Origin of the sequence: Enterococcus ureasiticus (genome assembly GCF_001730285.1) — a bacterium.
GTDB classification, from domain to species: Bacteria; Bacillota; Bacilli; order Lactobacillales; family Enterococcaceae; genus Enterococcus_L; species Enterococcus_L ureasiticus.
In genome coordinates this window covers 198,647-223,869 of record NZ_MIJZ01000016.1, presented here as the reverse complement: position 1 = coordinate 223,869, position 25,223 = coordinate 198,647, and the positions used below count along the sequence as shown (strand labels likewise).

The window sequence follows — 25,223 nt, the reverse complement described above, 5'->3', positions numbered from 1 at the left end:
GAGAAAAAGTATATAGCTCAGAAAAATAGACCAACGTCTGCAAGGATAGTAAAAATGTTCTTGTAGATGAAGGCTTATTTTTCTGAGCTATTTGGACTCTGAAACATTATTAGAGACTATTTAGTTAGTTCATCAAGCACAGTCCAATGTTTGTAAAAGCATTGGAAATCGCCTTTTATTCTTGGAACCAGTATGCCGGCATGATTTAATTCACTACCGCTGTATATATTTCCCGTTTCCGTGTCTTTGTAGTGTGCAGATGCGTCTAAATAGTTTGTCTTTACATATTGAACAGGTTGAGCAGGTTGTGCAAGGCCATTGGAGTAAACAAGTAATGCCTCTGTTTCATTTTTAAATAACCACGCTGTAGCATAAGTGGAATCAATTTCTTTGACCCGGTAGAATTGCCCAAATTGCAATAATCTTCGATGCTTTTTATAAAAAGTAATTTGCTCCTTTATTTCTGCCAATGCTTGTGGAGACTGTTTTTCTATTGCTAGTTCATAACCGAAATTCCCACTCATTGCAATTAGGAATCGGCTTTCTAATGGTGTATTTCTGCCAACTTGATGGTTAGGGCTATCAGAAACATGCGCACCCATCATGATAGGTGGGTAAAGATAGCTATATCCGTATTGGATTTGTGTCCGACATAACGCATCTGTATTGTCACTTGTCCATGTTTGAGGCATATAGGCGACCATCCCAGGATCAAATCGTCCACCACCGCTTGAGCAATTTTCGAATAATACATGTGGAAATTGTTTTGTTACTTCGGATAAAATATGATACAGCCCTAAAACATATCGATGACTTACTTCTTTTTGTTGATCATTCGGCAAAATAAAACTGCCAACTTCAGTTAAGTGTCGATTCATATCCCATTTTATATAATCGATTTTATTTGAAGAAAGATAATTGCTTAATACCTGAATAAGATAATCTTGAACTTGGGGTAAACTTAAATTTAAAACAAGTTGTTGTCTTCCTTGTGTTTGAGGATAGTCAGGTACTTGTAAACTCCACTCAGGATGCACTTCAAACAGATGACTTTTCACAGAAATCATTTCTGGTTCAAACCACAAACCAAATTTCATGTTTTGTTGATGTAGAATATCTGCAACATGTTCAATGCCATTGGGCAGTTTGGTTTTATTGACAACCCAATCGCCTAAAGACGTGGTATCATCTTCTCGTTGACCAAACCAACCATCATCTAAAACAAACAATTCAATCCCTAAATCATGTGCCTGTTTTGCTTGGCTAATTAAGTCCTCTTCTGTAAAGTCAAAATAATTTCCTTCCCATGAATTAAGTAAAATTGGTCGTTCCTGTTCTTGCCAATATTCAGGTATTAAATAATTTTGGTACAGTTTATGAAATGTTTGAGACAGTTGGTTAAATCCCTGCTCACTAAAATTTAGCACGACTTCTGGTGTTTGAAAACTAGATTCAGGAATCAATTTCCACTCGAAAGTTTCGGGATTGATTCCCATCTGAATGCGTGTGCTACCATATTGCTCTACCTCGGCTTGGGCAACAAAATTCCCGCTGTAAATAAAATGAAATCCATAAACCTGTCCTTGATCTTCATTTGTATAGCGATCGGCAAGTCCTAAAAACGGATGATGCTGCGGACTGCTCGTTCCTCTGGTCGAACTTATTTTTTGGATACCTGGATGAAGTGGCTGCCGATGAATCGTCGCTTCATTGGTATGTGAACCATTAAGTGTTAATAGATCAAAATCAGAACGTGGCAAGTCTAGCAACATGGAGCCTGCATTTTCCAAATAAATAGGCTGTACTCCATTATTTTGATACTCAACATTGCGCGTAATGACTGGGAGATCATCATATATTGTATAACGAAGAACCATTTCAAGGGATTGGACAGGATCTATAAGGTAGATTTCTAACGTCTGCTGTGTTTCTCCTCGTAGTGAAGGTAACTCTTTTAAAGGAGACTTCCCTTGTAAAATTTCAAAACGATCATACACAAAATCTGTGATTCGAAACCCCTCTGAATTTCGGAACTGATAATTACTCACCCGATAATCCAAACTTCCTTGTGTGCTCGTTTCAAGAGGCAATGTGTTTAAAGAAAATGTTCGTTCTTCACTGATCGGATTTGTAGCAAAACCGCGATCGATATGTTGTAACTGGTTGACTTGATGATAGCTGTTTAAATACGGACCAAAATATCTATGGGTAAGATATTTTTCTTTTTCGATACCTATAATATAACTTATTGTATTGTTGCTTAGATGGAAAATATTTTGCGAATCATCAAAAAAGATAGTCATATAAGTCATTCCTTTTCATTTATTATATACATAGTATCGAGTATAATAGGAATCAACAAGATGAAATAATTTTAAGGAGGGTAATAAATTGCAGAATTTTGTTCGTCAATTCCATTATACAGATGATCACCATTTGCCGATTATTCGTGGAGTTGGTATAGGTGAGGGCAGTAGTACTTATAATTGGGATGCTCGTATTCGAAAAGAACAGCTGATTGTTTTGCAGGTGACATTAACGGGTGAAGGTTTCTTAGAAATGGGCGGGAGAAAAATTGCTCTCAGGGAAAACAACGCTTTTTTTGCTAAAATACCTGGGAACTATCGCTATTTTGGTGAGAAGTGGCGTTTTTTATTTATCGAATTTTCCACTATAATGACGCAATGGCTGGATACATCGATTTCTGTTATAGAATTATCAATGGATTTGATTGAAAGACTTAAAAGCATTGTGATTGATCTAAAAGATCGTGAGTTGAGTGCAGTACAAAATGCTAAAATATCATTTGCGCTTTTTTTGGATATTAAGGAAGCAATTCAGAAAGAAATTCAACAAAAAACGGATGGAATTCAGGCAGTAAAAAAATATATTGATACCCATTATTTTGAAGACATAAGTTTAGATTTCCTATCTGAGAGATACATGATATCAAAGTATACATTGATTCGTCAGTTTGAAGAAGTCTACAAGTCATCCCCCATAAACTATTTAAAACAGGTACGAATTATTCAGTCCCTGTCTTTATTATGGGAAGAAGAAGCAATTGGGCAAGTCGCAAAAAAAGTAGGGTTTTCAACGGGAAATTATTTTAGTAAAGTGTTTAAAAAGGAGATGGGGATGTCTCCAAGTGAGTACAGAAACCAAAAAGAAATTTATTTTCCGCGATAATCCATGAATCGGAAAGAGACTGCTATAAAATTAAGTGGTAGCGAACGATTTTCTTATTTTTTCATAAATAAAGTAATTTTTACCAAAAAGAAATGCAAATTCCCCCAACTTTCGCTATAATAAAGAAAATAACCAAAACAGGAAGTGTAAACGAAACATGAAAAAAACAGACCGACAACGGTTGATCAAGCAATTGATCACAGAAAATGAAATAGAAACTCAAGACGATCTGATTGCTCGTCTTGAACAATCAGGTGTCAAAGCAACCCAAGCGACTGTTTCAAGAGATGTGCGCGAGATGAGTATCGTTAAAACCCACGGCTCTGATGGTCGAGTGAAGTATGCTTTATTCTCTCAACAACAAGCATCAAGCAGTGAAGATAAGCTAAAAGAATCCGTAAAAGATTCAGTGACTCGCATGGAACGTGTTCAATTTATGGTAATCGTCCATACAGATATGGGCGCAGCAGATGTGGTAACAAATTTTTTAGATGAAGTTAGTTATGAAGAAATTGCAGGAACTGTGGCAGGAGTGGATACAATCATTATCATTGCTCGTTCAGAAGGTGACGCAATCGCTGTCGTTGAACGCTTTGAAGCGATGATGGATTAAAATAACCAATCAAAAAATGAAGGGAGATTTGGTTACATGGAATTGAAAGCGTTACAAAACGGGTCGGATATAAGAGGAATAGCAGTAGATCATGAAGAAAAAACAGCGAACTTAACACCAGCGCAAGCCGGGGAAATTGCAGTAGGAATGGTTCATTGGCTTCGTGATAAAAAAAATTTAGCTGAAAAACATCAAGCAGGAAATTTAAAAATCGGCATCGGCCACGACAGTCGTATTTCAGCAGAAAGCCTAAAACAAGCATTGATCGACAGTTTCGTTGAGCAAAACATAGAAGTTTTAGATTTTGGTTTAGCGACAACGCCAGCAATGTTTATGGCAACTCAATTTCCGCAATATGACTGCGATGCAGCGATTATGATCACCGCTAGCCATTTGCCTTATTATTTTAATGGGTTGAAGTTGTTCACTAAATCTGGTGGAGCTGAAAAAGCGGATATTGCCTATATCTTGGCACATGCTGAAAAACCTGCACTTGTAGCCAAAGGAACAGTTACAAAAAACTCGATTTTAGATGATTATTCCGCTGATTTAACAGATAAAATTCGAAAAGGTATGAAAACGACAGAAGAAAAACCTCTAGCTGGTTTTCATATTATAGTAGATGCTGGGAATGGAGCTGGGGGCTTTTTTGCGGGAAAAGTCTTAGCCAAACTTGGAGCAGACATCACAGGTTCACAATTCTTAGAACCTGACGGCATGTTCCCTAATCATATTCCAAACCCTGATAATAAAGAAGCGATGGCAAGTATTCAACAAGCTGTTTTGAAAAATAAAGCGGATTTAGGTGTGATTTTTGATACAGATGTGGATCGCTCGGCGGTGGTGGATGCATCTGGTGAAGTGATCAACCGGAATAATCTGATTGCTGTCTTGGCAATGATTGTTCTGGCTGAATATCCAGGTAGCAGTATTGTGACAAACTCACCAACTTCAAGTCATTTGAAAGATTTTATCGAATCTATTGGCGGCAAACAAGTGCGCTATATTTCTGGTTACCGCAATGTAATCAATAAAATGATTGAGCTAAACGATGAAGGAATCGATACACAATTAGCGATTGAAACAAGCGGACACGCAGCCTTTAAAGAAAACTATTATTTGGATGACGGTGCCTACGTTATCGCTAAAATCTTGATGCTGTTGCCTAAACTAAAAAAAGAAAACGAAACATTAGGTGATTTGATCAGCTCATTAAAACAGCCAACTGAAACCCAAGAATTACGATTTGAAATTCTAGCAGAAAATGTCCGTGATTATGGTGAACAAGTGATTCGGGATTTAAGCGATTTTGTTTTGAGTCAACGAGGCATGAAAATCGATCCTGAAAATCATGAAGGAATTCGAGTGAATGTTTATGATGAGTATGGTAGTGGCTGGTTTTTGTTGCGGATGAGTCTGCATGAGCCCTTGTTAGTCTTACAAGTGGAAAATGATATAATAGGGACGAATCAAAAAGTCTTAGCTGCACTTGCTGGATTTTTTGAAGGATATAAACAGTTAGATTTAGCTATACTTGATGAAGCATTGAAGAAATAATAAAAGCTGGGAAAGAACAAGAAGTTCTCTCCTAGCTTTTTAGCTTACCATAAACTTGGATCAGCAATTGCCACAATCACTTCTCCAGTAAATGGATGGGTCAGATGTAGCTCATAAGCATGAAGCATCAAGCGCCCGATAGGCTTTGGATGATATAAAGGATCACCAACGATTGGATGCCCGATACTTGCCAGATGCACGCGGATTTGATGGGTTCTCCCAGTTTCCAAAACGCAATAAACGGTTGTATGATTTGTCTTTTTCAGATAAGACGCAACATCAACATGAGTAATTGCGACATCACCACGACGCTCATCAATCACTCGTTTTCGGCGGTCATGTCGATCACGTCCAATTTTTTTATGAATGGTCAAAGACTCTTTTAGGTGACCGGAAACCACCGCTTGATAGCGCCGATAAATTTGCTTACTTTCTAGTAATCGACCTAAAATCGGTAATACAAAAGGATTTTTAGCAAATAAAATCGCACCACTTGTCTCTTTGTCTAATCGATGAACTACATACGGGATTTGATTTTTAGGTGCCAAGTAAGCTGCTAAATGATTAAGTAGGGTATCAGTTTCATCCGGTTGATTAGGATGGGTTTTCATTCCAATTGGTTTATTCAAAATAATCAAGTGCTCATCTTCAAATAATACATTAACGTTAGACTCGTCGCCTAAAAGAATCGTAGGTGTTGGATAATCTTCTGATTCAAACTGTAAAGTAATAACATCACCACTTTTTACAAAAAAATGGAATAAAGCATTCTCTCCATTGATCGAAACATTTTTTCGAGTTCGCAAAAAATGTCGTACTTTACGAGGAACTAACCATTCTTGTTCGAGTAATTCTCGGACGGTTTGTTCTTTAAAATTCTTAGGTAATTGGATGGATAATTCCATTTGTTTTCCACCTTTTCAATAGCGTTCTATCTTAGTTTAACAAATGGAAGAATAAGTTCAAGTAGTTAGGTGGAATTAAAGTAGGAGTGCCAAATATAGTGGTGTTGATTTTTTGCTCAGCACTTTTTAGAAAAGTATAAAAAAACATAGCCAAAATAAAATTGGCTATGCTCTAAATCAATGACACATTTTTTTCTTATTGTTCAGTGATTTTAACTGCAAAACTCACATCTACAGTTTTATTGTCTTTATCCAAAATAGTAATATTCGTCATGCGGAAGTCTTTTGTTTGGTTGCGAATGAATCCTTGCATTCTCTCTACATCTTGACGATCTTTTATAGCATGAACACGGAAGCCATAAACTTCAGAGATTTTACCATAAATATCGTTATAGTGCCATGTTGCTCCTTTAGGTATAGTGACAGAAACAGCATAGTCTTCTTCAATGATAGAGATTTTAATATCTACGGTTTTAACTTTTTGATCGTTTGTTTTAACCTTGATATTTTTCAATGTAAAATTCTTCACTTGATATGTTTCAGCTGTATTAAGTTTTTCAAATTCAGCAGCGGGCATATCTAAAATTGAAAAACCTAATGTACTTTTAATGTTATTAAATAAGTCATCACGCGTCCATTTTGTTTTAGTTTTGAATTCTAAAGAGTGTTCTAGCTGTGCAGAATTTGAATTTATTTTTACAGCTAGGTTGATTCGTTGTTTTTTGTTTTGACGATCTGTAACGTCGATATTTTCAAGGGTAAATTCACTTGCTTGTGCGTTTAACAAGCTATGCATTTTTTTGACTTCTTCAACACTTGAAATCCCGGCAATTGTTAAACCATGAGATTCAGACATTGCATTATAGATATCATTAAATGTCCATTTTGCACCATCTTCTAAGGTAATAGTCACTTTTTTAGTTGTTACATTTCCTACTAGATTAGTCGAGATACCTAAATCCTTTTTTTCTTGGGCTGATGCATTTTGAGGGGCAACTGATACAAGTAGGCTCAAACTTAACATTACCAATCCAACACTAATTTTTTTCATTTTTTCCTCCAGTTAAACTTATTTTTTATTAAGTTGTTTTTATGTTACCTTTTGATTATAGTATTGTTCTTTTTAGATTGCAAGGTGTTTTGAGGGAAAAAAGAAATAAAAATGATTTATGTTCAATATATATATACGATAAATACAAACTATTTTTGAACAAAAAAAGACCCACTCTTTGGGGAAGAGTGGGAAAAGGAGTTAAAAATGAAAAAGTGTTTTGTTAGGGTTGTTTGTTGGTATACATATATAATACAAAACAAATATGAATTTTTTGTGTATTAATTTACCCAAAACTGTAAAGCTTTTCTAAAGAAGTGTTTAAGATTCAAACAAAATCCTCTAACTAGTTGTTCTTCATCGAATTGCTTAAGCGATTGGTCCAACTAAAATCGGTTTTTGTGATCGTATCATCACCAAATTGTTTGCCATCCCGATCGATTGCATAAACGAACATACCGCCTTTTTGGCCATCTTTTGGATTCCATTTCGCATAAGAGTATGCGCGACTTGTTTCATAAGGTTCTACAGTATCGTTCCAACGATTATTATCTTGTTCTTCTGGGAAAGAGACACCTGGAAGAAACTGTTGTGGCGTAACCGAAGTCTTGTACGTATTCCATGTATTATCTAAAGAACTAGCTGAGCGCCCGTATGCTTGGATAAATAGATAGTCAACGTAAGAAGCAACTTTTTTGAATAAGGAATGATTATCTTTATTTGTATCATAAATCAACAACTTCCCAGTATTAGAATTCGGACCTAATTTTTTAGATAACGCTTTGAACGTACCCGCAGCCATTTCTTCTTGTTTAGCAGTCAAACTAGACTCCATATCAATATCCAATCCATCCAAATTCCAAGGAGTCAGATAAGTATCAATCAGTTGTTGTGCGTATTTATCATATTCTGCTGTGGTTGGTGTTGTCCCTGTATGAGGAACATTCCAAACTTCTCTAATATCGATCGTCCGAATGACACGAGTTCCTCTAGCATGTAATGTTGGAACGTAAGTGTCTTTCAAGGTATTCCAAAATTTCTGTTGATCTGTCCCAGGATTGACATAATGGAAAACAGAGACAATGTCCACGCTATCTGGGATATCGGTCATCGCAGTGACGTTTTGATCAGGTAATGTAGAATTTGCATCGTGAGGCATCGTAACATCTCGCCATGTACGGTAATAAGCCATCATGATTGGATCTTTTGAGTTTGCTTGTGCTGCATTTGACAGATTGGGTATCAGACTAAAACTTAGTAAAAAGAAAATCGGAATAAGTAAAAATGTTAACTTTTTAGACATAAAAATTCTCCTCTTCTATCTTTTGTAAAACGGTTACATTCCAGAGCAAGTGTAGCATAAAAAAATCCGTAATAACAATTAGAGAGGCTCTAAAAAATGATCTAGGTAGAAGTTTCATGTCTGGGAGTTTTAGTTGAAAATTTTCTCAGAACAAAAAGAGACCCACTCTTTGGGGAAGAGTGGGAAAAAGGAGTTAAAAAATGAAAAAGTGTTTTGTTAGGGTTGTTTGTTGGTATACATATATAATAAAGGGGAAATATGAATTTTTTATGATCAATTTCATGTTAAATTAGCATTTTTTTGCAATGAAAATAAGAAATTATTACTCGAATCAGTATTTAAACCTTTAAAATCGTCTATTTCTTGACAGATTCTTAAACTTTTCTACATAAAAATAAAAGAAAAGCATGGTAGAATAAGCAAAACAAAATCTATGCCCATTATTCATGCTAAAGCCGTATGAATAAGAGCAGCAATTTATGTTAAAATGACTTAGAAACTTTTATATAAAGAGGGAGCACTATGGACTTTAAAACAACTATGGGAAAAATAAAATCTGGTTTCCAAAGCTTCTGGACTTGGATCAAACCATATCTTATTCGTTTTCATCACTGGAGAAAGCGAATTTGGAAGAAATATCAAATCAATAAGATTATTTTGCTTTTAGGGATGGTCGTCATATTAGTGACAAGCATCTATCTATTTACCTTAGCAAAATCAGCGAATGTTGGTGCCTTGAAAAAAGGGTTAGAAGAATCAACAGTCATTTATGATAAAAATGGAGAAGAAGCAGGAAAGCTGTTTGGGCAAAAAGGAACATTTGTCACAATAGATCAAATTTCTCCACACGTCAAAGATGCCCTGATCTCAACTGAGGATAGAAATTTTGAAACCCATCATGGTTATGATATCAAAGGACTTTTACGAGCAGTGGTTGGGAAATTGAGTCTCGGTATGATTGGTGGCGGTGGTGGAGGTAGTACGATTACACAACAACTAGCTAAAAATGCCTATCTTACCCAAGAACAAACAATGACTCGTAAAGCAAGAGAGTTATTTTTAGCCATTGAAATTGAGAAAAAATACGACAAACAGCAAATCTTAGAAATGTATCTCAATAATTCGTATTTCGGTAACGGGGTTTGGGGAATTGAAGATGCGTCACATAAATACTTTGGGGTCAGTGCCAGTGAATTATCAGTGGGTGAAGCAGCAACGTTAGTCGGTATGCTAAAAGGTCCTGGTATCTATAATCCGCTAGACTATATTGAAAATGCCGTTAATCGCCGTAATACGGTTTTACAGTTAATGGTAGATAATGGTAAATTATCTCAAGGAGAAGCCGATGCTCAAGCGGGTGTCGATATGAATAGTATATTGACGGACAATTATTCTGACCAAAATTCGGATTACCGATATCCTTATTATTTTGATGCGGTCATCGACGAAGCAGTTAATAAATATGGCTTAAAAGAAGAAGATTTACTGAATAAAGGGTATAAGATCTACACAGCATTAGATCAAAATTATCAAAAAGCGATGGAACAAACCTATGCCAATGATGCATTATTCCCGCCAAACGCAGAAGATGGTGCAATGGTTCAAAGTGGTTCCGTCGCACTTGATCCAAAGACTGGTGGAGTTCAAGGTGTTGTAGGAGGACGTGGCGAACACGTGTATCGTGGCTTTAACTTTGCGACTCAAACCAAACGTTCACCAGGATCATCATTGAAACCAATTTCGGTGTATACACCGGCATTAGAATCAGGAATGAAACCAAATAGTATATTAGAAGATAAACCGCAAAATTATTATCCAGCTGAAAACTATAGTCGGACAAACAGCGGTGAAGTACCGATGTACCAAGCCTTAGGTGAAAGTTTGAATTTACCTGCTGTTTGGACATTGCATAAAATAGGTTTGGATAAAGGCTTTGAGAAAACAGAGAAATTCGGTATTCCTTTGGCGAAAGAAGACAAGTATTATGGATTAGCACTTGGTGGCTTGAAAACAGGTGTTTCTCCAATGACGATGGCGAATGCATATAGCCCATTTGCAACAGGTGGCTCCCAGTCAGAAGCACATTTGATTACAAAAATCGTTGATTCTACAGGGGCAGTGATTGTAGATAATACCAATGCTAAAACGAAACAAATTATTACAAAAGATACCGCAGATCAAATGACAAGTATGCTTTTAGGTGTATTTAGCTCAGGAACTGGAATCAATGCCGATCCAGCAGGCTATGTCATGGCTGGGAAAACCGGAACGACAGAAACTAACTTTGATACAGATAAAACCAATGACCAATGGGTTGTTGGGTATACGCCAGATGTGGTAGTTGCAACATGGTTAGGCTTTGAACAAACGAGTGAAAGCCATTATCTACAAGGTAGTAGTGCTACACATGCTTCGACCGTTTTCAGTAGCCAAACCCAAGGAATTTTACCTTACACAGCGCAAACACCTTTTACAGTAGCAGATGCCTATGCAACAGGTGGCGTTGTACAACCAGCAAGTGAAGTGCCAACAACTGAAAATGATGATGCCTGGAAAGACAGTGTCAAAGATATCGGTGGTCAAGTCAAGGAAGGCGCTAAAGATATCGGCGGTAAAATCAAAGAAGGCTGGGACAAAACGAAAAATGGACTGAAAGACTTCTTTGGCGGTTTGACAGGAGAATAATCGGTTTGAAAACGAATCAAAGAATGGTACAATCAAAGAGAAGAATTTATAGAAATGAGGGAGATTGAATGAGCAATATTTATGATACAGCCAATCAAGTAGAACGCGAAATACGTGAAATGGAAGAATTTAAAGCCTTAGAACAAGCCTATGCTGAAGTAAAAGCAGATGAAGAAGCGTACAAATTATTTAAAGAATTCCAAACGTTCCAACAAGGATTACAAGAAAAACAAATGCGTGGCGAAGAATTTTCAGAAGAAGATGCTGAAAAAGCACAAGCTTTAGCAACTGAAGTTCAACAAGCAGAAGTGATCAACCAATTGATGCAAAAAGAACAAGCATTTAGCATGATCGTGAACGATTTGAACCGTATTATCATGACACCGATTCGTGATCTGTATAACGATTAAGAACTCTAAAATATAATGAATATAAAAAGTCTTTAGAGATAGTTGAGAAGAAATATCTTTCACTATTTTTAAAGACTTTTTGCATAAGTATACTAATTATATGAAACGGAAACGATTTTCAGTGTTAAAAAACACATGGAATCTTAAAAAATATCCCAAATTCTCCTACTTTAATGATATAGTAATACTAAAAGAAAAAAAGGATTGGGGAACAAAAGGTATGATTGGTATTTATGATTACACAGTAATTCTAACTTATGGAAACGCAGTTTTTTCTATAGTCGGAATGTATTTAGCGTTGACTCAGCATGTTGTTGAAGCGATTTTTTGTTTGGCACTTTCTGGCATTTGTGATATGTTTGATGGTTTTGTTGCGAACATGAAAGAGCGCACAAAAAGTGAGATGTGCTACGGTATTCAAATTGATTCACTTGCTGATTTGATTAGTTTTGGGGTTTTCCCAACAGTTTTAGGCTATGCATCTGGACTTAAACAAGGAATTTATTTGCCATTATTTGTCTTTTATATTTTAGCAGCGTTGATCCGTTTAGCACACTATAATGTGACGGAAATGGAACGAAAAGAACACACTGAAGGATGTCGAGAATATTACGAAGGATTGCCGGTAACGAGTAGTGCAGCATTGATTCCGTTGTTGTTCTTTATTGCAGGTCGTTTCCATATTGCAATTACACTCGTTTACCCAGCAGCATTATTGACCATTGGATTCTTGTTTATTTCAAAGGTGAAAATCAGAAAGGTCGATCCTAGAAAATTAGCTTTCGGAGCCTTTGTAGGTGCGGTCGTTGCTTTTTTTGTTCGGTAAATTTCTCAAAGGGGTAAATAGATGGAGACGCGTTTTAGAACAAAGCTTATCACAGAAAATGATAGCTGGTCATTAAATTTTTTATATAAAAATCCGATTGGACGTTTTATTTTAAAGGGGCTTATCCAACCACCACTTACAAAAGTGGCTGGAGCCTATTTAAATAGCTCTCTTTCAAAAGGAATGATCAATCGATTTATTAAGCAAAATAAACTTCAAATGGACGAATATGAACCTATGACTTATCGTTCTTTCAACCATTTTTTTATGCGAGAAATCAAACCGGAAGCGCGCACACTCTCCGAAGACAAAACATTGTTGAGTGCGCCGTGTGATGGCAAAGTCACAGTCTATCCAATCAGCGCAAATCAAACGTTTAAAGTGAAGCATTCAGAATATGCTCTTTCAGAGTTACTTGATAGCACAAGCCTTGCAAAAGAATGGCAAGGCGGCTGTGCTGTCATTTTTCGTTTAACACCAGATGATTATCATCATTACTATTTTATTGATGAAGGAACTATTCTAGCGCATCAGAAAATAGCAGGTGTGTTTCACACTGTACAGCCGATTGCGATTCATAACGAACCCGTTTTTTCAAGAAATTCAAGAGAAGTAACGGTCATTGAAACGGAAAATTTCGGGAAAATAGCTCAAATCGAAGTCGGTGCCCTAATGGTAGGGAAAATCAAAAATCTAAAAAATTCGGGAAACTGTGAGCGTTTTGAAAAAAAAGGTTGGTTTGAATTTGGTGGTTCAACAGTGATACTACTATTCCAAGAAAATCAAGTCACGATCGACCCAGAAATTTGGCTGAATACCGAAAATAATCTCGAAACAATCGTGAAATTTGGACAAATCGTTGGCGAAAAAATGGAGGGAAGGCATGAATAAAGTAGCATTTTTAATAGTTGGCTTATTATTCCTTTTGAGCAATTTTTACATCGGTAGAAAATTCCTTTCTATACTAGAACAGTTTTCGTTTTTTAAACACCCGCTTATTTTGTGGGGGATCATTGGCTTATTTGCGATTTCATCGATGCTGACGATGCTAATGTTTGATGCGAATGTGGGTGGTTTTGTTGGGAAAATAGGTAGCTACTGGTTATCATTTTGGTTTTTATCTCTGGTTATTTTTGGGTTGACAGATTTGATCTTGAAAATTACAGGTAAAATCACGATACTTCAATCGAAGACAGAACTATTTGTTTGGTTAGGTTCAACGATATTGATTGTTGTGTTATTCTGCTATGGTTCATGGCAAGCACAGCAAATCAGAACGGTGAACTATCAAGTGACGATCGATAAATCAGCTGATAATAAGCAAAAAAAGCTAAAGGCTGTATTGATCAGCGATTTACATTTAGGTTATGTAAATGACGTGAAGAAGCTAGAAAAGATCGTGACTAAAATCAATCAAATGCATCCAGATATTGTGTTTATTTCAGGTGATTTGTTTGATGGGAATTATAAAGCTTTGCAAGATACGTTGGGCATGGAAAAACAATTCAAACGACTTTCCTCTACTTATGGAACGTATATGAGTTGGGGCAATCATGACGCTGGAGAAACTTTTGGTAAGATGAAGGCACTTGTTGAAGCATCAAATATTACGTTGTTGGAAGACCAGATAACGGTTATTGGTGAGGAGATTCTAGTAGTCGGCAGAAAAGACAGCCGACCGATTGGGTCGCAAGATGGCAGTAGAAAAAGCATGCAAGAGCAATTCAAAAAAGTGGGCAACAAACTTCCCAAAATCATCCTAGATCATCAGCCATCAAATATTGATGAATATGAGCAGGCGAATGAATTGATTCTTTCAGGACATACGCATCAAGGTCAAATTTTTCCTTTTAATTTAGTCACAAAAGCGTATTTCACTGTGGATTACGGTTATTATCGTAAAAATGAAAATAGCCCTCAAGTAATTGTTTCTTCTGGCGTTGGCACATGGGGACCACCGATGCGAATCGGAACTCAAAGTGAGATTGTTCAAATTGAAATCTCGACAGAATAAAGTTTAGCAAATAGAGGCTGGAATGAAACTCATAGAGTTGAATTTTAGTTTCTTTCTTTTTATATCGTCAAAAAAATGAAAAACGAACAAATTTTCGTATATTTTTACTGACCGTTTCTAAATAAAATGATATGATTAAAGAAAACAATTAGGGCGGATAGGAGGATCTAATGAAAGTATTGCATACGGCAGATTTACATCTGGATCGGTCTTTTGAAGGCCTCAAAAATAGTCCGAAACAAATCGTTGAAAAACTACAGCAAGCCAATCAAAAAGTCATCACAGCGATTGTTGATATAGCACTAAAAAATCAGGTAGATGCAGTTATTTTTGCAGGAGACACCTTTCACCAAAGTCGAACATCGATCAAAACGCAAGCATATTTTATCGACGAAATGAAGCGTTTAGATCAAGCGGGAATTCCTGTGATCATGACATTTGGTAACCATGATTATTATCTAGCCGAGCGTTATTGGTTTGATTTTCCTGAAAATATGTTTCTTTTTCAGAAAGAACAAGTTGAAACGCATTATTTTATGACGAAGAATCAAGAAAAAGTAGCAGTCACAGGTTTTAGTTATGAGCATCCTTGGATCAATGAGGATAAACTATCAGATTTTCCAACAAAAGATCAGGCGGCGGACTTACATATTGGAATTTATCATGGGGATACGACGAATAATGGTCAGCAGAATTATGCACCATTTTCGTTCAACCAGATGAAAAACAAAGGCTATGATTATTGGGCATTAGGGCATATTCATCAGCCGCAAGTAGTGAGTGCATCGCCTTTGATCGTATATCCAGGAACACCGCAAGGGCATACGAAAAAAGAACGGACGGTTCAAGGTGTGGCGATCGTTTCGATAGAATCAGGGCATGCGACAGTTCGATTTGAACCAGTAGCTCAAATTAATTGGCAAGTGGAGAAGTATTCATTGCGCCAAGCGTTAAGTCTACAAGAAGCATTGACCATTCTTACTGGGCATCTTTTAGAGGGTGAAGTAAATGAAAAACAAGTGGTTTTAAAGGAGGTGCAGTTAACTGATACACAACATCTGGGTGAAGAATTTCGCCTATCCTATGAAAACGGTGAATTACTTCAATATTTGCAAACAACCATATTGCAACAATCAAATCAATCACTGTTTTTATTCCAAGTAGAGGTGCTGAACGACAGTCTTGACAAGAAAGTAATGATTGCCGCTGCACCAGAATTATTAAATCAATTAGAAAAAAACTATTTACAATCAGATATATTTTTGAATACCTTGCAGGAACTTGTTCAAAATCCATTATTTTCTTCAGTTGTACAGATCAATGAAGAGTGGCGTGAGCGTAGTGTTGAACAGGCAGATCAAAAGATCAAAGAAGATTTTGTCATTCAGGAGGATCAATCATGAAACTCATTGCAATAGAACTTGTTGGATTTGGCAAATGGCAGCAACACAAAATTGAATTTTTACCAAAAAACCAATTATTATTTGGCGCAAATGAAGCGGGTAAATCAACGATTTATCAATTTATTCAAGCAATGCTTTTTGGTTTTCCAGCCAAAGGTAAACGGAAAAAAGATTATCAGCCGAAAAATGGTGCAGCCTATGGGGGACGTTTGTGGTTTGCACATCCAGTTTATGGAGAAGTGCAGGTAGAACGTTTTAAAGGTCAAAATAAAGGACGAGCGAAAGTTTATTTTAATGATCAAATTGGGGATGAAGCGCTGTTGGAAAAGATGATCCATCCACTGACCAAAGAGCTATTTCAGTCAGTATTCACTTTCCAGCAGGAACAACTTAGCCAGTTAGAAAAATTAAACGAAGAAGAATTGCAAACCTCTCTGCTTTCTTTGGGGTTATCGGGGAGTCAGCAGCTATTATTAAGCAGAGAAGACTATTTTAAGAGCGCTCAGACCATTTACAAAGGCAAAGGAAGTCAGCCGCCATTAAATCAAAAATTGAACGCATATCAAAGCCTACAACAGCGTATCAACGAAAAAGAACAACAGGAACGTCCTTTCCAACAATTAGTTGTAGAACTAGCAGACACGGAGAGTTTGATTGCAGAAAAACGCCAAACAGCGCAAGAAATCAAGAATCAGCTGGCGCTCGTAGAAAAACAAGTGATGAACTTACCTTTATATGAAGAGCTGCAATCTATCGAACAATCAAAAACGATTGCAGTGATACAGCCAGAAGAGCAAGAGACCTTACTTTCTATTTACCAACAGCACCGTTTTTTGAGCGAAGAACTGACGCGTTTAAATCAAAGTATTGCAGCCCAAAGTGAGACAGAAGATCAAACAGATGACTATCAGTTTTATTTAAAAGAAGAAGAACACATCCAACAATTACTCAATCAACGGTATGATATTGACAAGTTACTTTCTGAAATTAGCTGGATGACCCAATCTTTACAGCAAAATCAACAAGAAATGTTTCCTTTAGAAAAAAAATGGGGCTGGAATTCTGAGACCCCACCGCAACTGTCTTTTGAAGAGCAAGCGGTCAACGAGATGAGAGATGAGATTGTTTCTCGGACGGTCAAATTGCAAACGACTCAGACTGATTTGCAGTTATTAGAAGAAGAAATAGCGACTCGGGAAGAAAATTTAAGTACCTTTGAAACGATTAATAAAGAAATGTTTCGGAAAAACCATCGTCAAACGAAAAAAACAGTTAATTTGGTTTTTTGTGGATTTGCAGGAATCATTCTATTACTGAGTTTCTTTTTACCGGTACCGATTCGGTATGGAACCTTCGTTTTAAGTGCAGGATTCTTGCTTGCATGTTTATTACCGCTATTTTATCAACCAAAAGATGCCTATGAAAATGAAAAACGGCAATGGCAGGAAAAGTTATCTCAATTGGATTACTTGAATGACCAATTAGTAAAAATAAAAGCAGAAATCAAAAAAATCCATAAAGAAGAAAATGAAATGGCACGTTTTATTGCTCAAAAAGTGAAGGAAAACCATTTAGGTCGCATGGATCAAGTCGAATTTTGGCTGACTCATCGTTCAGATATTACTCGCTATTTGATTTTACTTAATACGAATCAAGAGCTTGAACATCAACTGAAAGAAGATCAAAAACGTGTGACTAAATTAGCTGAACAGACTGAACGCTATACAGCAAGGTTGCCGATCGCTGGAACGACCTTAGCTCAAAGAATCCGTGTGATCAGTAGTTTTGCTGACAAAATGGAGAAAGTTCGTTTTGCACAAGAATATCAGGCGGATGCATACTCACGTCAGACGATTCGTGAAGTTAAAGAAAAGCAGCAACAAGTGATTGATCAAGCCAGACCACTGTTGCAACGGTTTCAGATAAATTCTATCAATGAGATTCCAGATAAGGTCCAAAGTTACCAAGAAGGTAAAGCTAATCACAAACGAAAACAGGAACTACAAACAATGTTAGTAGGTTTATACCCTGAATCAAGTGATCCAAAACAACTGCCATCTAAACAAAAAGAACTATCCCAAGCACTCAATGAGATAGAAGAGAGTATCCAACAATTGCAGGAAAAAGAACAAAAAATTCTTTATCAACGTCAACAAATGTTGTCAGATGGTACGCTAGATGAGCTTTATCAAGAACAGGCTGAGCTGAAAACAGAGATCGAAGAACTTGCTTTAGAGTGGTCAGCTCATCAGTTAGCTGGTCAATTGTTGATGGACCTTTTAACAGAATTATCAGAAAAACAATTGCCTAATTTATTGAAAAAAGCGACAGATTATTTTAAACTTTTGACTCAAAACACGTATCGAGGAATTCAGCTACATGAAGACCAATTGATCGTTATTCGTGAAGATCAGCAGCGTTTTATGCTGCATGAGCTATCAACAGGGACAAGAGATCAAGTCATCATGGCGGTTCGTTTTGCTTTTCTTTATTTACAAGAGCAACGTAGTTTATGCCCAATCATAATAGATGACGGCTGGCTTCATTACGATAGTCAAAGAAAAGAGCAATTAGCACAACTATTTGCCGTTTTTTCTGAACATCAACAAGTGATTTGTTTTTCTTCTGACCAAGAAATGGTAAGCTATTATAAAGAGTTAAAACAACCGATTATTGAACTAGAAGGAGCATAAGTATGAAAAAAATTCGTGAGTTAACGGTAGATGAAATGTTTGAATTATTTCTTTTGATCAAAAATGCTGATGTACGCATGGCAAAAAATGGTAAAAAATTTATCGCATTTACTTTTCAAGATACATCAGGCACGATCGATGGGAAATATTGGGATGCTTCAGAAGAAGAAATTAGCCGGTATACAGCTGGAAATGTTATTCTTTTAAATGGAAAAAGGGAAGTATATCAAGGAAATCCTCAAGTGAAAATTATTCATATGCGTGTTGCACGACCAGATGAACCTAGTCAGCCAACCTTATATATGGAACGGGCGCCATTGAAACGAGAAGATATGGTTGAAGAAATCAATCAAACGGTGTTTGAAATCACGAATGCGCATTGGCAACGGATCGTTCGTTACTTATTAACACAATACCAAAAAGAATTTTTTGATTATCCAGCAGCGAAAAGAAATCATCATGCATTTGCAAATGGTTTAGCGTATCATACAGTTTCTATGCTTCGTTTAGGGAAAGCCATCTGTAAAGAATACAATGAACTGAATGCAGCATTACTTTATTCAGGAATTATTTTACACGATTTAGGGAAAGTCAAAGAACTGTCAGGTGCCATGACCACTGAATATACACTTTCAGGAAATCTGATTGGGCACTTAGTTCTTGTAGATGAAGAAATCACAAAGGCTTGTATTGCGTTGAAAATCGATGAGAATGATGAAGATGTGATCGTTTTACGTCATATGGTTTTAGCACATCACGGCTTATTAGAATATGGATCACCTGTTAGACCACGCATCATGGAAGCAGAAGTATTGCATCAAATCGACAATATCGATGCGTCGATCCAAATGATGTTAGGCTCAGTTCGTCAAACAGAACCAGGACAATACACTGATCGTATCTTTGGGTTAGATAATCGTAGTTTTTATGTGCCGAAAGATATTTAAGTGAACTAGGCAGGGGATGAAAATGAATCAATCAGTGATCGATTTATGGACACAATTTAAAAATCAACATGGAATCATGCATGATGAATATGAGGCTTGGTCTTTTGGAAATTCACCTAAAATGGCGGATGAACTGTTAGTTGGCGTTATTAAAGGAGAAAAAACGGGTACGTCTTCGTTACATCTTTTATATGAATTAGGTTTGGAAGAGGAGAAATTGCCAGAAGTTGGAAATTATAGTGTACTTTTGGACGGCAATGATCAAGCACAAGCGATTATTTGTACAAAAGTAGTTGATATTCTTCCCTATTCTCAAATCTCAGAAGTTCATGGCTATCTCGAAGGAGAAGGGAATCGGACATTAAAGTATTGGCGTAGTGTTCACCAACCTTTTTTTGAGCAAGAGTTAGAGGCGTATGGGCTTACTTTTTCTGAGGGTATGTTGATTGTATATGAACTTTTTGAATTAGTTTTTCAAAAATAATGCACAAAAAAAGAGATGACATTCATCTCTTTTTTTGTTGTGCTTATTTAGAAGACTCTTCAGTCTTGCTTGATGATTCTTCTGTTTTACTAGATGAATCTTTAGATTTTTCAGAGTCACTTGATTTAGATTCTTTTTCTTCTTTCTTAGAAGAATCGCTTGATTTAGCTGAATCTTTTGTTTCAACTAAGCCAGCCAATACATCTTTGAAGGCGTCATCTTTGATTTTAACATTTGCTTCAGTTAAAACTTCTGATGTCACTTTTTGAGTGAAGGCTGAGTCATTTTGTTTTGTTGTTTCAGCAATTTTCTTCAACTCTTTTTTGTAAGGAGTCATGTCGTTGCCTTTTTCTTTATTTTTCACCATTTTTACAATAGTGAATGTTGATTGGTAACCAGTTGCATCAGTTGCTTGAATCGGTTCAGAAACTTCACCGTCTTTTAATTTGAATGCAGCTTCTTTTACTGCTGGAGCAATTGTTTCTGTTTGAGAGTCAAATTTCACTTTGCCGCCATCTTTTTTTGTAGCTGTATCAGTTGATTTTTCTTTAGCGATTTTTGTAAAGTCGCCACCATCATCTAATTGTTTTTTGATTTCTTTTGCTTCGTCTTCAGTAGCAACTTGAATCATTTGTGCTTCTACTTCTGGGTGGAATGATTCCCAAGCAGTTTTTAAATCTTCATCTGTAATTTTGATGTGTGCTTTGATTCCAGCTTGGTAAGCTAAGCTTTGTTTGATTTGTTCTTTATAGCTTTTCTCTGTAAGACCAGCTTGTTTCAATTGGTCAACAAAGTTCCCACCTTGGTCTTCAATGGATTTCTTAGATTCGTCAAATTTAGCTTGAACCTCTTTTTCTGAAACATCTTTACCGTATTTTTGATCAAATACTTTAAAAACGATCATTTGTTGAACGAGTTGTTGGCTTTGTTGACTTGATTTAGTTTTGTTGTAAAAGTCTTCAACAGTGATTGTTCCACCTTTCATTGTTGCGATGTCTTGTGAACCGCCTGAACAAGCAGCTAATGCAAAAACACTGAATACGCCTGCTGCAGCTAAGATTAATTTTTTCTTCATTTTCGTAAGCACTCCTAAGTTTGTTTTATTTTTTATTATGTAGAAATTAATTCTCACGGTTATAACTATACCACACTATGTTTGATAAAAGAAATACGTAATCAATAGTTTCAAAAAATTTTCGAATTTAGGACACAATTTCATCTATAAAAATGGAGGATTTTAAGAAATTTAGTCTAAATTACGAGTTTGATTGATGAATTAAATGAGTTAATGAAATTGGAAAATATAATTAATTGAATTAAAACAGATAAAAGAGGATAAAATGCAATAAAATAGTATTTTATCCTCAAAAATCATTAGTCTTCTGAAGGCATCTCAGGTAATTCAGATTGGATTTTTTCAACTTGTTCTTGGATTTGGTCTAAACGTGGCTCTGCTTGAAACATGAAATTTTCAACGTCTTGGTTGATGCCATCAATAAAAGGCTCAATATACATATCAGCAGCAGCTTGCAATGCTTGTGCTGAATCTTTGAACTGATCTAATTTTTCAGTAAAATCCTCTTTTAAATCAGACCAATCTTCTAGTTCATCGACAAATTTTTGACGAGTGGCTTTACCACTTCTTGGGGCAAAAAGTAAACCGCTAGCCGCACCGACGACAGCTCCAAATAAAATTCCTTTAGAAAATTTTCCCATTATTGTTCCACCTGCTTCATGATTTTTTCAGCTATTTCCTGCATTTCTTCAGAAGAATAGCTTTCCTGATTATTTCCAAAATGAATAGAGAAGTCATCTGTTTTTCCGTAACGTGGGATCAAGTGGATATGAGAGTGGAAAACAGATTGATACGCTAATTCTTTATTATTATTGATAATATTTAATCCTTGCATCTGCGGAAATGCTTTTTCTAACGCTCTTGCTACTTTAGGAACACGCGCGAAGACTTCGCCTGCAAGTGCAGGTTCGTACTCAAAAATATCCGTTACATGTTCTTTTGGAACAAGGAGTGTATGACCCTTTGTCACTTGAGTAATGTCTAAAAAGGCATAAACCTTGTCGTCTTCATAAACTTTATAGCTTGGAATTTCTTGATTGATAATTTTACAAAAAATACAATCTGTCATGGTTTCCCTTCTTTCTTTTTGTTGTTTCTTTTACTTTACCATACCTTGAAATTTATTTGGGAGGAAAAGTTCATGAAACCTTCAAAAAGTTCGTGGTATAATAGATTCATGATAAAATAAGTTGGAGGAAATAAAATGAGTTTAGTAATCGAACATTTAACAGGAGGCTACGGCCATGTTCCTGTATTAAAAGATATTAATTTTGAAGTGAAATCAGGCGAAATGGTTGGTTTAATCGGTTTGAACGGTGCTGGTAAAAGTACGACGATCAAAAACGTAATCGGATTATTAACGCCGCAAAAAGGTAAAATCGCTATTGATGGCGAGACGTTAAAACAGCAGCCGGAAAGTTATCGAAAAAAAATCGGTTATATTCCAGAAACGCCTTCTTTATATGAAGAGTTAACTTTGAGAGAACATATTGAAATTACAGCGATGGCTTATGATATCCCAATTGAAGAAGCATTTAAGCGCGCAGATACGTTATTAAAAACATTCCGTTTAGAAAATAAATTAGACTGGTTTCCAGCTAATTTTTCAAAAGGAATGAAACAAAAAGTGATGGTTTTATGTGCCTTTTTGATCGAGCCGAGTTTATATATCATTGATGAACCATTTTTAGGTCTGGATCCCTTGGCAATTCATGCATTACTAGAATTAATGGATGAAATGCGTAATCAAGGAGCTGCAATCTTGATGTCGACGCATATTTTAGCTACAGCTGAGCGATACTGTGATCGTTTTGTCGTTTTACATGACGGGGAAGTTCGGGCCGTGGGTTCAATGGAAGAGCTGCGTGAAGAGTTTAGCTTACCAGGCTCTTCTTTGGATGATATTTATATCGCATTAACAAAAGAAGAAAAGGTGGGTTAATATGTCTGGATTTTTTGGCATTCGTTTAGCGCGCCATTTGAAAAAAATGATGAAGTATATGCGTTATGTGTTTAATGACCATTTTATTTTGGTTTGTGTCTTTTTGTTAGGCGGATTAGGTTTCTATTATTCTCAAGTGTTAAAAACCTTACCAGCAAATTTTGTTTGGGGTAGACCAATCATTGTGATTCTTTGGCTAGCGTTGTTGCAAATTGGCCGTATTGCTACATTGGCTGAGGAGGCAGATAAGGTCTTTATTTTACCGAAAGAACCTGTTATGAATAGTTATTTAAATCGCGCCATTCGCTACTCATTTTGGTTGCCGCTAGTTGCGTTGTTCTTGATGGGTGGTATGTCGATGCCTTTGGTAGTAGTTTCAACAGGCTGGGCTTTTTCAACATTTTTCTATTTTATTGTGATGTTGGGAATTTTAAAGGCGAGTCATTTGCGTTTACAAAAATATGAGCTATATCAAATTTCTTCAAAAGAGCATTATTTGTGGTTTGCATTGTGGTTCGTTACAAGTTTTGTAGTGATTGTTCTTAGTTTATATGTTGTACCTTTAGTTGGTCCTCTTGTCGCCGCGGTACAAGCAGTATTTTTCTATATAGCATTAAATAAAAAAGAGCAAACTGTGTCGTTAGACTGGGAAGGAATGGTTCAAAAAGAAAAAAATCGGATGCATCGAATTTATCAGTTCATTCATTTATTTACAGATGTACCGGAAATTTCCAGCAGTGTGAAACGTCGGAAATTCCTTGATCCATTGTTGGGCAAAATCAAGAAAACAAGTCAAAATACTTACTTATATCTGTATGCTCGTAGTTTTTTAAGAGGCTCTGAGTATAGCGGTTTATTCATTCGCTTAGTATTGGTTGCTGGAGTGATCTTATTTTTCCTAAAAGAATTTTGGATCTCGATGGGTGTCTCTATGTTGTTTGTTTACTTGATCGGCTTTCAATTGATCCCGATTTACACACAGTTTGATTATATGGTGATGACACATCTTTATCCTGTGCCAAATGGACAAAAGAAACAGGCTGTGAGTAAGCTTGTAACGGTGTTATTACTTGTAGCAGCAGTTTTGTTCAGCATCTTTGTTTTGATTGCATTACCTGATCTTAAAGAAGGGCTAATGGTTGTGGCTGCCCTGATTGTTGAAGTTTTATTGTTTGCTAAGTTTTATGTCCCTTATCGTTTGAAGAAAATGGAGGCTTAATCATGCATATTTTATGGAATGATCAAATCGTTGAACGTGAAGAAGTAAAAATCGATATCGAAGATCGCGGCTATCAATATGGCGACGGTTTGTATGAAGTCGTTCGAGTGTATAATGGTCACCTGTATATGGTGGAAGAACATTTAAATCGTTTATGGAGCGGTGCTGAAAAAATCAGAATGCACTTGCCTTTTACAAAAGAAGCGTTGACTGCTAATTTGAAGAAATTAGTTGAAATCGAAGGAATCAAAGAAGGAAAACTTTATTTTCAAGTAACAAGAGGAATCGATTCACCGAGAAATCATGCTTTGCCAGATCCAGAAAAAGTCAAAGGGGTTTTAACGGCCAATATCAGACCGTATGAGCGTCCTGTGAAAAAAATGGAAGAAGGGATCAGCGTTGCTGTAGTTCCTGATACACGTTGGTTGCATTGCGATATCAAGTCGTTGAGTTTAATGGGCAATGTATTGTCATTGGATGAAGCTCGCCGTCAAGGCTTTGATGATGCAGTGCTTGTCCGTGATGATAAAGTAACAGAAGCATCCGCAGCGAATTTCTGGGTAGTCAAAGAGGGCACTGTTTATACCCATCCAGATGGGAATTTGATTTTACCAGGAATCACTAAAAAGAAAATTATCGAGTTAGCAAGAGAACTGGGTATTCCAGTGAAAGAAGAAGCTGTCTGTGAAGAAGAATTATTTACGGCAGATGAATGTTTTGTTTCTGGCTCACTAACTGAAATCGTACCTGTTGTAAAAGTAAATGATCATGTCATCGGAACAGGAAAACCGGGGGAAATTACTGAACAGTTGCGAAATGCTTATATTGCTAGTGTTGATGCAGTATGTGGAACATCAGAAAATTAGGTTGAATATGAAAAGAACAAGAGAGATGCTTGACGTTGAAC

The 25,223-nt window shown here is 36.4% G+C and carries 21 protein-coding genes and 1 pseudogene; 15 read left to right on the top strand and 7 right to left on the bottom strand.

Annotation, left to right across the window (positions count from 1 at the left end; translation table 11 throughout):
* Positions 1–116: 116 nt before the first annotated feature.
* Complete coding sequence (locus BCR21_RS15280; protein WP_069647320.1) at positions 117–2,303, bottom strand: alpha-galactosidase; 2,187 nt, start codon at positions 2,301–2,303, stop codon at positions 117–119.
* 88 nt (positions 2,304–2,391) lie between these two features.
* Between BCR21_RS15280 and BCR21_RS15275 the strand changes: the two genes are divergently transcribed.
* The 3 genes from BCR21_RS15275 (at position 2,392) to BCR21_RS15265 (ending at position 5,359) form a co-directional block, all read left to right on the top strand.
* Positions 2,392–3,189 carry a helix-turn-helix domain-containing protein gene (locus BCR21_RS15275; protein WP_069647319.1) on the top strand — a complete coding sequence of 266 codons (798 nt, stop codon included), beginning with the start codon at positions 2,392–2,394 and terminating at the stop codon, positions 3,187–3,189.
* A gap of 157 nt (positions 3,190–3,346) precedes the next feature.
* A complete protein-coding gene (gene argR / locus BCR21_RS15270) occupies positions 3,347–3,802 on the top strand; it encodes an arginine repressor (RefSeq protein WP_069647318.1) in 456 nt (151 codons plus the stop codon).
* Positions 3,803–3,838: 36 nt separating this feature from the next.
* Complete coding sequence (locus BCR21_RS15265; protein ID WP_069647317.1) at positions 3,839–5,359, top strand: phosphohexomutase domain-containing protein; 1,521 nt, start codon at positions 3,839–3,841, stop codon at positions 5,357–5,359.
* Positions 5,360–5,403: 44 nt separating this feature from the next.
* On the opposite strand, the gene BCR21_RS15260 is transcribed toward BCR21_RS15265, so the two are convergent.
* The 3 genes from BCR21_RS15260 to BCR21_RS15250 form a co-directional block, all read right to left on the bottom strand.
* A complete protein-coding gene (locus BCR21_RS15260; protein WP_069647316.1) occupies positions 5,404–6,264 on the bottom strand; it encodes an RluA family pseudouridine synthase in 861 nt (286 codons plus the stop codon).
* A 196-nt stretch (positions 6,265–6,460) separates the two neighbouring features.
* Positions 6,461–7,315, bottom strand: coding sequence for a hypothetical protein (locus tag BCR21_RS15255; RefSeq protein WP_069647315.1), 855 nt, complete (start codon positions 7,313–7,315; stop codon positions 6,461–6,463).
* Between the two features lie 346 nt (positions 7,316–7,661).
* Positions 7,662–8,618: an endo-beta-N-acetylglucosaminidase family protein gene (locus tag BCR21_RS15250; protein WP_069647314.1), complete on the bottom strand. Its 957-nt coding sequence runs from the start codon at positions 8,616–8,618 to the stop codon at positions 7,662–7,664.
* Positions 8,619–9,140: 522 nt separating this feature from the next.
* On the opposite strand from BCR21_RS15250, the gene BCR21_RS15245 reads away from it, so the two are divergent.
* From BCR21_RS15245 to BCR21_RS15205, 9 genes are all read left to right on the top strand, one after another.
* Positions 9,141–11,303 carry a PBP1A family penicillin-binding protein gene (locus BCR21_RS15245; RefSeq protein WP_069647313.1) on the top strand — a complete coding sequence of 721 codons (2,163 nt, stop codon included), beginning with the start codon at positions 9,141–9,143 and terminating at the stop codon, positions 11,301–11,303.
* A 68-nt stretch (positions 11,304–11,371) separates the two neighbouring features.
* Complete coding sequence (locus BCR21_RS15240) at positions 11,372–11,713, top strand: YlbF/YmcA family competence regulator (protein WP_069647312.1); 342 nt, start codon at positions 11,372–11,374, stop codon at positions 11,711–11,713.
* 220 nt (positions 11,714–11,933) lie between these two features.
* Positions 11,934–12,539 (top strand): CDP-alcohol phosphatidyltransferase family protein, encoded by a 606-nt coding sequence (locus tag BCR21_RS15235; protein WP_069647311.1) that lies wholly within the window; start codon positions 11,934–11,936, stop codon positions 12,537–12,539.
* Positions 12,540–12,560: 21 nt separating this feature from the next.
* Positions 12,561–13,430: a phosphatidylserine decarboxylase gene (locus BCR21_RS15230; protein WP_069647310.1), complete on the top strand. Its 870-nt coding sequence runs from the start codon at positions 12,561–12,563 to the stop codon at positions 13,428–13,430.
* A complete protein-coding gene (locus BCR21_RS15225) occupies positions 13,423–14,553 on the top strand; it encodes a metallophosphoesterase (protein ID WP_069647309.1) in 1,131 nt (376 codons plus the stop codon). Before BCR21_RS15230 ends, BCR21_RS15225 begins: the two co-directional genes overlap by 8 nt.
* Before the next feature lie 170 nt (positions 14,554–14,723).
* Positions 14,724–15,956, top strand: a complete 1,233-nt coding sequence (locus tag BCR21_RS15220) for a metallophosphoesterase family protein (RefSeq protein ID WP_069647308.1) — start codon at positions 14,724–14,726, stop codon at positions 15,954–15,956.
* Positions 15,953–18,649: an ATP-binding protein gene (locus BCR21_RS15215; protein ID WP_069647307.1), complete on the top strand. Its 2,697-nt coding sequence runs from the start codon at positions 15,953–15,955 to the stop codon at positions 18,647–18,649. The genes BCR21_RS15220 and BCR21_RS15215 overlap by 4 nt, the downstream gene beginning before the upstream one ends.
* A gap of 2 nt (positions 18,650–18,651) precedes the next feature.
* Positions 18,652–19,596 carry a 3'-5' exoribonuclease YhaM family protein gene (locus BCR21_RS15210; RefSeq protein ID WP_069647306.1) on the top strand — a complete coding sequence of 315 codons (945 nt, stop codon included), beginning with the start codon at positions 18,652–18,654 and terminating at the stop codon, positions 19,594–19,596.
* A gap of 22 nt (positions 19,597–19,618) precedes the next feature.
* A complete protein-coding gene (locus BCR21_RS15205; RefSeq protein WP_084013358.1) occupies positions 19,619–20,080 on the top strand; it encodes an ASCH domain-containing protein in 462 nt (153 codons plus the stop codon).
* Between the two features lie 43 nt (positions 20,081–20,123).
* On the opposite strand, the gene BCR21_RS15200 is transcribed toward BCR21_RS15205, so the two are convergent.
* From BCR21_RS15200 to BCR21_RS15190, 3 genes and pseudogenes are all read right to left on the bottom strand, one after another.
* Positions 20,124–21,155, bottom strand: a complete 1,032-nt coding sequence (locus BCR21_RS15200) for a peptidylprolyl isomerase (protein WP_069647304.1) — start codon at positions 21,153–21,155, stop codon at positions 20,124–20,126.
* A gap of 299 nt (positions 21,156–21,454) precedes the next feature.
* Entirely contained in the window at positions 21,455–21,796 is a 342-nt protein-coding gene (locus tag BCR21_RS15195; RefSeq protein ID WP_084013357.1) for a YtxH domain-containing protein, read from the bottom strand.
* Positions 21,796–22,239, bottom strand: a pseudogene (locus tag BCR21_RS15190) (HIT family protein); the annotation flags it as partial. The gene BCR21_RS15195 and the pseudogene BCR21_RS15190, both read right to left, overlap by 1 nt.
* A 120-nt stretch (positions 22,240–22,359) precedes the next feature.
* Between BCR21_RS15190 and BCR21_RS15185 the strand changes: the two are divergent.
* From BCR21_RS15185 to dat, 3 genes are read left to right on the top strand one after another with little or no spacing between them, the layout of a single operon-like run.
* A complete protein-coding gene (locus tag BCR21_RS15185; RefSeq protein ID WP_069647301.1) occupies positions 22,360–23,097 on the top strand; it encodes an ABC transporter ATP-binding protein in 738 nt (245 codons plus the stop codon).
* A gap of 1 nt (position 23,098) precedes the next feature.
* Positions 23,099–24,316 carry an ABC transporter permease gene (locus BCR21_RS15180; RefSeq protein ID WP_084013356.1) on the top strand — a complete coding sequence of 406 codons (1,218 nt, stop codon included), beginning with the start codon at positions 23,099–23,101 and terminating at the stop codon, positions 24,314–24,316.
* A 2-nt stretch (positions 24,317–24,318) separates the two neighbouring features.
* Complete coding sequence (gene dat / locus BCR21_RS15175; RefSeq protein WP_069647300.1) at positions 24,319–25,182, top strand: D-amino-acid transaminase; 864 nt, start codon at positions 24,319–24,321, stop codon at positions 25,180–25,182.
* Positions 25,183–25,223: the final 41 nt, after the last annotated feature.